Genomic DNA, 11,722 nt, shown 5'->3' on the forward strand with positions numbered 1-11,722 from the left:
GTTTTTATCCTCAGCCGTTCTTGCGCACGATCTGGCCGTCGCGGCACATCAGGCACGCGGCGACGATATCGTCTTCAAGGTTGATCACCAGTTGTCCTTCTTTATCGAACAACAGTTTCATGAAGTCCAGCAGGTTGCGTGCATACAACGCCGAAGCGTCTGCCGCAACCGCGCCGGCCAAATTGGTCGGGCCACAAATGGTCACGCCATTCTCGACCACCACTTGGTCCGCCACGGTCAACGGGCAGTTGCCGCCCTGTGCCGCCGCGAGGTCGATGACCACCGAGCCCGGCTTCATCTGTGCCACGGTTTCCGCGCTCAGCAGCGTCGGTGCCTTGCGGCCCGGGATCAGTGCAGTAGTGATGACAATGTCAGCCTGTTTGGCGCGCTCGTGCACGGCCAATGCCTGCCGCTGCATCCAGCTCGCGGGCATTGGGCGCGCATAACCGCCGACACCGACGGCGCATTCACGCTCTTCATCGGTCTCGTAAGGCACATCGACGAACTTGGCGCCGAGGGATTCGATCTGCTCCTTTACCGCAGGACGCACGTCAGACGCTTCGATCACCGCACCCAGGCGTTTAGCCGTGGCAATGGCCTGCAAGCCAGCGACACCAGCGCCGAGAATCAGTACGCGCGCCGCTTTCACGGTGCCGGCAGCCGTCATCAGCATCGGCATGAAGCGAGGGTAGTGGTGAGCGGCCAGCAACACGGCTTTATAGCCGGCAATGTTCGCCTGGGAAGACAGCACATCCAGGCTCTGGGCGCGGGAGGTGCGCGGGGCGGCTTCCAGCGCGAACGCGGTAATGCCGCACTCGGCCATCTTGGCAATGGTTTCATTGCTGAACGGGTTGAGCATACCCACCACAACGGTGCCGCTCTTTATTAGCGCCAGTTCGCTGTCGCTGGGGGCGACCACCTTCAGAATCAGCTCGGCACCAAACGCATCGTTGGCGCTGCCAATGGTTGCGCCTGCCGCTTCATAGGCACTGTCGACAACACTGGCATTAATGCCGGCGCCGCTTTGCACAGTGACCTTATGACCCTGGCCGATCAGCTTCTTGATGGTTTCCGGGGTTGCAGCAACCCGTGTTTCACCCGTCTGGGTTTCGAGAGGGACACCAATGTGCACGTCAAATCTCCTGCGTGATCTTATTGAGTGAACCCAGGCACTTCGGATGGTGCGGCTGGGGCGGCCGATCAGCACGATCCCGCTAAATCAGGGCGGGGCGCGGCATTTTGCAGGCGAACTTTGTGCCCTTCAAGGGGTTATGACGGGTGACGGAAAATTAACTACAAGTCACCCCGTGACCGAATGTCGCAACTAACTGGCTCAACCCCTTGCAGCACGTGACTTGTAGGCGTTTTCGGCTAATTTTTATAATTTACAAATCGTTACGGTGAATGAAGCGTCATTTCGTTGAAGTAGAGGCTCAAGGCCACGTCTTCAGGCGCTTCTGGGACGTTTGTACCCCCTGTTGGTACAGTCTGCGAATATGCGACATATAGTTATATCTGTAGGGCTTTCATTATTTTGACTACGGGGTCAGCTAAAAGGCTGAAGCCTTTAATCTTCTAGGTTGTAGCTGTGTGCCTGGTAGATCAACCAGTCCCGAAATGCCTTTAAAGAGGCCGATTCGACCTTTCTCTCGGGAATCATCAGGTAATACGCCTTAATGCTGGTGAGTGCCTGAGGGTTGGCGACCACCAGACGCTTCTCGGCAAGTTCGCGCTGGATCAGAAACGGCGGAATCAACGCAATCCCCATGTCGTGCATCGCCGCTTGGGACAGCATGGAGAATAGCTCGTAGCGCGGCCCTGTCATGTCTCGAGGGATATTAAGGTTCTGAGCGTTGAACCACTGACGCCAGGCATAGGGGCGCGTGGTTTGTTGAAGCAGCGGCAGCTCGGCGATTTCACTGGCGCTCAGGTGTGTCTTTCTCCCGAGTAGGCTGGGGCTGCACACCGGCATCGGATTTTCACCCATCAACCTGTGGGATTCTGTACCTGACCAATCCGCGTCGCCGAAATAGATGGCGGCATCAAAATCGGTGTCGGCAAACAGAAAGGGCCGCGTGCGATTTGTGAGGTTGACCGTCACTTCCGGGTGTTTTTGCTGGAAATCCTTGAGCCGAGGCAGCAACCATTGAGTGCCGAACGTCGGTACGACCGCCAGTTCGATCACGTTTGCGCCTTGTTGGCCCATCACGGAAAGGGTGTCTCGTTCGACGGCATCCAGCTGGGTGGCGACTCGGCGGCTATAGGAGAGACCTGCCTCCGTCAGCTTCACTCCGCGTCGCGAGCGTCGGAAAAGTTCCACGCTGAGGAACTCTTCAAGGCTGGCGATTTGTCGGCAAATCGCGCCTTGGGTCAGCGAAAGCTCTAGAGCGGCCTTGGTAAAGCTCTCGTGGCGCGCCGCCGCTTCAAAGCTGATCAGGGCGGTTGTACTGGGTATTTTTCTGCGCATGTACGTCAACCTCACTAATACATCGCATAAACGGCATTTCGCGATGTTTCGGAGTGAGAAATTAGCACAACAGTATGCGAAATCCTCGTTTGCCGTGGCGCTGAACCCGGCCTAGGATCAGTTCACGTTATTTGACCCGATTCGAGAGGACACACTCATGGGCGGTAAAGCTAGCTTCAACTGGATCGATCCCCTGCTGCTGGATCAACAGCTCACCGAAGAAGAGCGCATGATTCGCGACACCGCCGAGCAATTCGCTCAGCAGAAGCTCGCACCGCGTGTTCTCGAAGCTTTCCGCCATGAAAAGACCGACCCGGCGATCTTCCGCGAGATGGGTGAAGTCGGCCTGTTGGGTGCGACTATCCCTGAGCAGTACGGTGGCAGTGGCCTCAACTACGTCAGCTACGGTCTGATTGCTCGTGAAGTCGAGCGCGTCGACTCCGGTTATCGGTCGATGATGAGTGTGCAGTCTTCGCTGGTGATGGTGCCAATCAACGAGTTCGGTACTGAAGCCCAGAAACAGAAGTACCTGCCGAAACTGGCTTCCGGTGAATGGATCGGTTGCTTCGGCCTGACTGAGCCTAACCACGGTTCCGACCCGGGCGCGATGATTACACGTGCACGCAAGGTAGAAGGCGGCTACAGCCTGACCGGCAACAAGATGTGGATCACCAACAGCCCGATCGCCGATGTGTTCGTGGTCTGGGGCAAGGACGATGCGGGCGACATCCGTGGCTTCGTGCTGGAGAAGGGCTGGAAGGGCCTGAGCGCTCCGGCGATTCACGGCAAGGTTGGCCTGCGTGCATCGATCACCGGCGAGATCGTCATGGACAACGTGTTTGTTCCTGAAGAGAACATCTTTCCGGATGTCCGCGGCTTGAAGGGTCCGTTCACATGCCTCAATTCGGCACGCTACGGCATCTCTTGGGGCGCGCTGGGTGCAGCCGAGTTCTGCTGGCATACCGCTCGCCAGTACACCCTGGATCGTCAGCAGTTCGGTCGTCCTTTGGCGGCCACTCAGCTGATCCAGAAGAAACTGGCCGACATGCAGACCGAAATCACCATGGCGCTGCAAGGTTGCCTGCGTCTGGGTCGCATGAAAGATGAAGGGACTGCTGCGGTCGAGATTACTTCGATGATGAAGCGCAACTCTTGCGGCAAGTCGTTGGACATTGCGCGGATGGCGCGCGATATGTTGGGTGGCAACGGTATCTCCGATGAGTTCGGCGTGGCTCGCCACCTGGTCAATCTGGAAGTGGTGAATACCTATGAGGGTACGCATGATGTCCACGCGCTGATCCTCGGTCGCGCGCAGACTGGCATCCAGGCGTTCTATTAATAGGAGAACGGCCATGGGCGCGCTTTCGCATCTACGGGTACTGGATTTATCGCGGGTCCTGGCCGGGCCTTGGGCCGGGCAGATCCTGGCGGACCTTGGTGCTGACGTCATCAAGGTCGAGCGTCCCGGCAATGGCGATGACACGCGCGCCTGGGGCCCTCCTTTTCTGAAAGACGCCTATGGCGAAAACACCAGCGAGGCCGCCTATTACTTGTCGGCTAACCGCAACAAGCAATCGGTGACCATCGACTTCACGCGTCCAGAGGGGCAGAAGCTGGTCCGTGAGCTGGCATCCAAGTCAGATATCCTGATCGAGAACTTCAAGGTCGGCGGTCTGGCGGCCTATGGGCTGGACTACGAAACGCTCAAGGCAATCAATCCGAACCTGATCTATTGCTCAATCACCGGGTTCGGTCAGACTGGCCCATACGCCAAGCGCGCGGGTTATGACTTCATGATCCAGGGGCTGGGCGGCCTGATGAGCCTGACCGGCCGGCCTGAAGGTGATGAGGGCGCCGGGCCGGTGAAAGTCGGTGTAGCGCTGACGGATATCCTGACCGGGCTCTATTCGACTGTAGCGATCCTTGCAGCGCTTGCACATAGGGATCATGAGGGTGGCGGCCAGCATATCGATATGGCGTTGCTGGATGTTCAGGTGGCATGTCTGGCCAACCAGGCGATGAACTATCTGACTACGGGTGTCGCTCCCAAGCGTTTGGGTAACGCGCATCCGAACATCGTGCCTTATCAGGACTTTCCTACGGCGGATGGCGATTTCATCCTCACTGTCGGGAACGACGGGCAGTTCCGCAAGTTTTCCGAAGTGGCAGGCCAGCCTCAGTGGGCAGATGATCCGCGTTTTGCTACTAACAAGTTGCGAGTGGCCAATCGGGCGCTGTTGATTCCGCTGATCCGCCAGGCAACGGTATTCAAGACTACTGCTGAGTGGGTGGTGCAGTTGGAGCAGGCGGGCGTACCGTGCGGGCCTATTAATGACTTGGCCCAGATGTTTGCTGATCCTCAGGTCAAGGCGCGCGGGTTGGCTATCGAGCTTCCCCACGTGCTGGCCGGAATGGTGCCGCAGGTGGCGAGCCCGATTCGACTGTCCGAGACCCCGGTTGAATACCGCAATGCGCCGCCATTGCTAGGTGAGCATACGCTCGAGGTATTGCAGCGGGTGTTGGGGCTGGATGCTGGGGCAGTGGCTGCATTCAAGGAAGCGGGGGTGCTCTGAGGATTCTTTCTATATAGAAGGTGGGTTTTGCTCTTCTATCTTCTATATAGGGAGAAATCGGGCCGATTTCCGGCTTTGTGCAAGTTATTGATAGAAAAGCAAAATCAGCGCTTGACGGCAGATTCTGAACCTCTATAATTCGCCCCACTTCCGGCGCAGTCGAAACGGAAAACTCCTTGGTAAACAAAGAGTTACGCAGTTTTCGACAGTGAGTTGCTTCAGGTCATCGAAGCCGAAAGGGAGTTGAAAAAGAGGTGTTGACAGCAGCGAGTAACGCTGTAGAATTCGCCTCCCGCTGACGAGAGATCGAAAGCGCAAGTGGTTGAAGTTGCAGAGGAAACTTTGAAAACTTCGAAAAATAACCGCTTGACAGCAACAGAGGCTGCTGTAGAATGCGCGCCTCGGTTGAGACGAAAGATCTTAACCAACCGCTCTTTAACAACTGAATCAAGCAATTCGTGTGGGTGCTTGTGGAGTCAGACTGATAGTCAACAAGATTATCAGCATCACAAGTTACTCCGCGAGAAATCAAAGATGTAACCAACGATTGCTGAGCCAAGTTTAGGGTTTCTTAAAAACCCAAAGATGTTTGAACTGAAGAGTTTGATCATGGCTCAGATTGAACGCTGGCGGCAGGCCTAACACATGCAAGTCGAGCGGTAGAGAGAAGCTTGCTTCTCTTGAGAGCGGCGGACGGGTGAGTAATGCCTAGGAATCTGCCTGGTAGTGGGGGATAACGCTCGGAAACGGACGCTAATACCGCATACGTCCTACGGGAGAAAGCAGGGGACCTTCGGGCCTTGCGCTATCAGATGAGCCTAGGTCGGATTAGCTAGTTGGTGAGGTAATGGCTCACCAAGGCGACGATCCGTAACTGGTCTGAGAGGATGATCAGTCACACTGGAACTGAGACACGGTCCAGACTCCTACGGGAGGCAGCAGTGGGGAATATTGGACAATGGGCGAAAGCCTGATCCAGCCATGCCGCGTGTGTGAAGAAGGTCTTCGGATTGTAAAGCACTTTAAGTTGGGAGGAAGGGCAGTACATTAATACTGTGCTGTTTTGACGTTACCGACAGAATAAGCACCGGCTAACTCTGTGCCAGCAGCCGCGGTAATACAGAGGGTGCAAGCGTTAATCGGAATTACTGGGCGTAAAGCGCGCGTAGGTGGTTCGTTAAGTTGGATGTGAAATCCCCGGGCTCAACCTGGGAACTGCATTCAAAACTGTCGAGCTAGAGTATGGTAGAGGGTGGTGGAATTTCCTGTGTAGCGGTGAAATGCGTAGATATAGGAAGGAACACCAGTGGCGAAGGCGACCACCTGGACTGATACTGACACTGAGGTGCGAAAGCGTGGGGAGCAAACAGGATTAGATACCCTGGTAGTCCACGCCGTAAACGATGTCAACTAGCCGTTGGGAGCCTTGAGCTCTTAGTGGCGCAGCTAACGCATTAAGTTGACCGCCTGGGGAGTACGGCCGCAAGGTTAAAACTCAAATGAATTGACGGGGGCCCGCACAAGCGGTGGAGCATGTGGTTTAATTCGAAGCAACGCGAAGAACCTTACCAGGCCTTGACATCCAATGAACTTTCCAGAGATGGATTGGTGCCTTCGGGAACATTGAGACAGGTGCTGCATGGCTGTCGTCAGCTCGTGTCGTGAGATGTTGGGTTAAGTCCCGTAACGAGCGCAACCCTTGTCCTTAGTTACCAGCACGTAATGGTGGGCACTCTAAGGAGACTGCCGGTGACAAACCGGAGGAAGGTGGGGATGACGTCAAGTCATCATGGCCCTTACGGCCTGGGCTACACACGTGCTACAATGGTCGGTACAGAGGGTTGCCAAGCCGCGAGGTGGAGCTAATCCCAGAAAACCGATCGTAGTCCGGATCGCAGTCTGCAACTCGACTGCGTGAAGTCGGAATCGCTAGTAATCGCGAATCAGAATGTCGCGGTGAATACGTTCCCGGGCCTTGTACACACCGCCCGTCACACCATGGGAGTGGGTTGCACCAGAAGTAGCTAGTCTAACCTTCGGGAGGACGGTTACCACGGTGTGATTCATGACTGGGGTGAAGTCGTAACAAGGTAGCCGTAGGGGAACCTGCGGCTGGATCACCTCCTTAATCGACGACATCAGCTGCTCCATAAGTTCCCACACGAATTGCTTGATTCATTGAAGAAGACGATAGAAGCAGCTTTAAGCTCCAAGCTGATAGCTCAACGCTAACAGTTACGCGCTCGAAATTGGGTCTGTAGCTCAGTTGGTTAGAGCGCACCCCTGATAAGGGTGAGGTCGGCAGTTCGAATCTGCCCAGACCCACCAATTTTGTATGGGGCCATAGCTCAGCTGGGAGAGCGCCTGCCTTGCACGCAGGAGGTCAACGGTTCGATCCCGTTTGGCTCCACCATTAACTGCTTCTGCTGTTAGAGTTTAGAAATGAATATTCCAGCGTGAATATTGATTTCTAGTCTTTGATTAGATCGTTCTTTAAAAATTTGGGTATGTGATAGAAAGATAGACTGGACGTTACTTTCACTGGTAACGGATCAGGCTAAGGTAAAATTTGTGAGTTGCTCTTAATTGAGTATTATCGAATTTTCGGCGAATGTCGTCTTCACAGTATAACCAGATTGCTTGGGGTTATATGGTCAAGTGAAGAAGCGCATACGGTGGATGCCTTGGCAGTCAGAGGCGATGAAAGACGTGGTAGCCTGCGAAAAGCTTCGGGGAGTCGGCAAACAGACTTTGATCCGGAGATGTCTGAATGGGGGAACCCAGCCATCATAAGATGGTTATCTTAAGCTGAATACATAGGCTTAAGAGGCGAACCAGGGGAACTGAAACATCTAAGTACCCTGAGGAAAAGAAATCAACCGAGATTCCCTTAGTAGTGGCGAGCGAACGGGGACTAGCCCTTAAGTGGCTTTGAGATTAGCGGAACGTTCTGGAAAGTACGGCCATAGTGGGTGATAGCCCTGTACGCGAAAATCTCTTAGTCATGAAATCGAGTAGGACGGAGCACGAGAAACTTTGTCTGAATATGGGGGGACCATCCTCCAAGGCTAAATACTACTGACTGACCGATAGTGAACTAGTACCGTGAGGGAAAGGCGAAAAGAACCCCGGAGAGGGGAGTGAAATAGATCCTGAAACCGTATGCGTACAAGCAGTGGGAGCCCACTTTGTTGGGTGACTGCGTACCTTTTGTATAATGGGTCAGCGACTTATTTTCAGTGGCGAGCTTAACCGAATAGGGGAGGCGTAGCGAAAGCGAGTCTTAATAGGGCGTCTAGTCGCTGGGAATAGACCCGAAACCGGGCGATCTATCCATGGGCAGGTTGAAGGTTGGGTAACACTAACTGGAGGACCGAACCGACTACCGTTGAAAAGTTAGCGGATGACCTGTGGATCGGAGTGAAAGGCTAATCAAGCTCGGAGATAGCTGGTTCTCCTCGAAAGCTATTTAGGTAGCGCCTCATGTATCACTGTAGGGGGTAGAGCACTGTTTCGGCTAGGGGGTCATCCCGACTTACCAAACCGATGCAAACTCCGAATACCTACAAGTGCCGAGCATGGGAGACACACGGCGGGTGCTAACGTCCGTCGTGAAAAGGGAAACAACCCAGACCGTCAGCTAAGGTCCCAAAGTTATGGTTAAGTGGGAAACGATGTGGGAAGGCTTAGACAGCTAGGAGGTTGGCTTAGAAGCAGCCACCCTTTAAAGAAAGCGTAATAGCTCACTAGTCGAGTCGGCCTGCGCGGAAGATGTAACGGGGCTCAAACCATACACCGAAGCTACGGGTATCACTTAGGTGATGCGGTAGAGGAGCGTTCTGTAAGCCTGTGAAGGTGAGTTGAGAAGCTTGCTGGAGGTATCAGAAGTGCGAATGCTGACATGAGTAACGACAATGGGTGTGAAAAACACCCACGCCGAAAGACCAAGGTTTCCTGCGCAACGTTAATCGACGCAGGGTTAGTCGGTCCCTAAGGCGAGGCTGAAAAGCGTAGTCGATGGAAAACAGGTTAATATTCCTGTACTTCTGGTTATTGCGATGGAGGGACGGAGAAGGCTAGGCCAGCTTGGCGTTGGTTGTCCAAGTTTAAGGTGGTAGGCTGGAATCTTAGGTAAATCCGGGATTCTAAGGCCGAGAGCTGATGACGAGTTACCCTTTGGGTGACGAAGTGGTTGATGCCATGCTTCCAAGAAAAGCTTCTAAGCTTCAGGTAACCAGGAACCGTACCCCAAACCGACACAGGTGGTTGGGTAGAGAATACCAAGGCGCTTGAGAGAACTCGGGTGAAGGAACTAGGCAAAATGGCACCGTAACTTCGGGAGAAGGTGCGCCGGTGAGGGTGAAGCATTTACTGCGTAAGCCCATGCCGGTCGAAGATACCAGGCCGCTGCGACTGTTTATTAAAAACACAGCACTCTGCAAACACGAAAGTGGACGTATAGGGTGTGACGCCTGCCCGGTGCCGGAAGGTTAATTGATGGGGTTAGCTAACGCGAAGCTCTTGATCGAAGCCCCGGTAAACGGCGGCCGTAACTATAACGGTCCTAAGGTAGCGAAATTCCTTGTCGGGTAAGTTCCGACCTGCACGAATGGCGTAACGATGGCGGCGCTGTCTCCACCCGAGACTCAGTGAAATTGAAATCGCTGTGAAGATGCAGTGTATCCGCGGCTAGACGGAAAGACCCCGTGAACCTTTACTATAGCTTTGCACTGGACTTTGAATTTGCTTGTGTAGGATAGGTGGGAGGCTTTGAAGCGTGGACGCCAGTTCGCGTGGAGCCAACCTTGAAATACCACCCTGGCAACTTTGAGGTTCTAACTCAGGTCCGTTATCCGGATCGAGGACAGTGTATGGTGGGTAGTTTGACTGGGGCGGTCTCCTCCTAAAGAGTAACGGAGGAGTACGAAGGTGCGCTCAGACCGGTCGGAAATCGGTCGTAGAGTATAAAGGCAAAAGCGCGCTTGACTGCGAGACAGACACGTCGAGCAGGTACGAAAGTAGGTCTTAGTGATCCGGTGGTTCTGTATGGAAGGGCCATCGCTCAACGGATAAAAGGTACTCCGGGGATAACAGGCTGATACCGCCCAAGAGTTCATATCGACGGCGGTGTTTGGCACCTCGATGTCGGCTCATCACATCCTGGGGCTGAAGCCGGTCCCAAGGGTATGGCTGTTCGCCATTTAAAGTGGTACGCGAGCTGGGTTTAGAACGTCGTGAGACAGTTCGGTCCCTATCTGCCGTGGACGTTTGAGATTTGAGAGGGGCTGCTCCTAGTACGAGAGGACCGGAGTGGACGAACCTCTGGTGTTCCGGTTGTCACGCCAGTGGCATTGCCGGGTAGCTATGTTCGGAATAGATAACCGCTGAAAGCATCTAAGCGGGAAACTAGCCTCAAGATGAGATCTCACTGGGACCTTGAGTCCCCTGAAGGGCCGTCGAAGACTACGACGTTGATAGGTTGGGTGTGTAAGCGCTGTGAGGCGTTGAGCTAACCAATACTAATTGCCCGTGAGGCTTGACCATATAACACCCAAGCAATTTGTGAACTCGAAAGAGGCCAGATTGCGGTGTGTGAAGACGAAACGAACCGAAAGTTCGAGAAGACTCGCAAAACACCGAAAGCTATCACATACCCATTCGCTGGAGCGTGATCCGCAAGGAGAACGAGCCGGCTACCGAATTTCTTGACGACCATAGAGCATTGGAACCACCTGATCCCATCCCGAACTCAGCAGTGAAACGATGCATCGCCGATGGTAGTGTGGGGTTTCCCCATGTGAGAGTAGGTCATCGTCAAGATTAAATTCCGAAACCCCTATCTGCGTACGCAGGTAGGGGTTTTGTTTTAAGTAGAAGTCACCATTTTTTGCTGGCACGTTACTGCTGTAACGGGTCGGTCACAGAATTTCTTGACGACCATAGAGCATTGGAACCACCTGATCCCATCCCGAACTCAGTAGTGAAACGATGCATCGCCGATGGTAGTGTGGGGTTTCCCCATGTGAGAGTAGGTCATCGTCAAGATTAAATTCCGAAACCCCTGTCTGCTAACGCAGACAGGGGTTTTGTCGTTCTGGGCTATCAAATAAAAACCATGGACTTACTTGATCACAACATGTGTGAGCACTGAGAACCCTTGTGGGAGCGAGCCTGCTCGCGAAAGCGATGCTTCAGTCACCGCCCAATGACCGCCTCACGCAAACAGTTTCAGCACATTGTTCATCGCATCATCGGCAAATCCCTGAACGAAATCCTTGAACCCCGGGAGCGCCTCCGCGCCTCCCTGCGCAGGTTCGGCGATGATGGTCCAGGTCGCTCTGGATTTTCCCGCACTCAACGGCTCAACACTCATGGCGGCCCATAAATTGGCCACACCCAAGGTGTTGTAGATCGTGGTCCAGGTCATGTTCAACGCTTGGTCGTCGCGGCTATTGAGTTGTTCGACCACCAGGTTGCCGTCCTTGAAAAACTTTTTGCGCAGGGACGACACACCTTCGCCCGTCATTTCGATGTGTGACAGCGCTGGAATGAACTGATCGAAGCCGGCGAAGTTGCCGACCACAGCCCAGAGTTGAGCGGGGTCGACGGGCACTTCCACCGTGGAGACTACTTGGCAGCCTTGCGGATTTTTGATCAGGGAATCGGGTTGCAGTGTGCTCAT

General features: G+C 54.2%; 5 protein-coding genes, 2 tRNA genes and 4 rRNA genes. 8 read left to right on the forward strand and 3 right to left on the reverse strand.

Annotation, left to right across the window (positions count from 1 at the left end; all coding sequences use genetic code 11):
* Window positions 1-10: 10 nt before the first annotated feature.
* Together ACA052_RS00655 and ACA052_RS00660 are read right to left on the reverse strand one after the other, a co-directional pair.
* Window positions 11-1,132: a Re/Si-specific NAD(P)(+) transhydrogenase subunit alpha gene (locus tag ACA052_RS00655; RefSeq protein WP_497647951.1), complete on the reverse strand. Its 1,122-nt coding sequence runs from the start codon at window positions 1,130-1,132 to the stop codon at window positions 11-13.
* A 435-nt stretch (window positions 1,133-1,567) separates the two neighbouring features.
* Window positions 1,568-2,467: a LysR family transcriptional regulator gene (locus tag ACA052_RS00660; protein WP_497647952.1), complete on the reverse strand. Its 900-nt coding sequence runs from the start codon at window positions 2,465-2,467 to the stop codon at window positions 1,568-1,570.
* Window positions 2,468-2,624: 157 nt separating this feature from the next.
* Here ACA052_RS00660 and ACA052_RS00665 point away from each other — a divergent pair, with 157 nt between their 5' ends.
* The 8 genes from ACA052_RS00665 (at window position 2,625) to rrf (ACA052_RS00700) (ending at window position 11,085) form a co-directional block, all read left to right on the forward strand.
* Entirely contained in the window at window positions 2,625-3,806 is a 1,182-nt protein-coding gene (locus ACA052_RS00665; RefSeq protein ID WP_497647953.1) for an acyl-CoA dehydrogenase, read from the forward strand.
* A gap of 13 nt (window positions 3,807-3,819) precedes the next feature.
* On the forward strand, window positions 3,820-5,040 hold the full coding sequence (locus ACA052_RS00670) for a CaiB/BaiF CoA transferase family protein (protein ID WP_497647954.1): 1,221 nt from the start codon (window positions 3,820-3,822) through the stop codon (window positions 5,038-5,040).
* 591 nt (window positions 5,041-5,631) lie between these two features.
* Window positions 5,632-7,168 (forward strand): 16S ribosomal RNA (locus ACA052_RS00675).
* A gap of 123 nt (window positions 7,169-7,291) precedes the next feature.
* Window positions 7,292-7,368 (forward strand) — tRNA-Ile (locus ACA052_RS00680).
* Window positions 7,369-7,377: 9 nt separating this feature from the next.
* Window positions 7,378-7,453, forward strand: a tRNA-Ala gene (locus ACA052_RS00685).
* A 239-nt stretch (window positions 7,454-7,692) separates the two neighbouring features.
* A 23S ribosomal RNA gene (locus ACA052_RS00690) occupies window positions 7,693-10,584 on the forward strand.
* 160 nt (window positions 10,585-10,744) lie between these two features.
* Window positions 10,745-10,860, forward strand: a 5S ribosomal RNA gene (gene rrf, locus ACA052_RS00695).
* Between the two features lie 109 nt (window positions 10,861-10,969).
* A 5S ribosomal RNA gene (gene rrf / locus ACA052_RS00700) occupies window positions 10,970-11,085 on the forward strand.
* Together the 16S, 23S and 5S rRNA genes with 2 tRNA genes alongside form the textbook arrangement of a ribosomal RNA operon.
* A 169-nt stretch (window positions 11,086-11,254) precedes the next feature.
* Here the strand turns inward: rrf (ACA052_RS00700) and ACA052_RS00705 are convergent.
* Window positions 11,255-11,722 (reverse strand): SRPBCC family protein, encoded by a 468-nt coding sequence (locus tag ACA052_RS00705; protein ID WP_497647955.1) that lies wholly within the window; start codon window positions 11,720-11,722, stop codon window positions 11,255-11,257.

The organism is Pseudomonas sp. LBUM1644, from assembly GCF_059716195.1.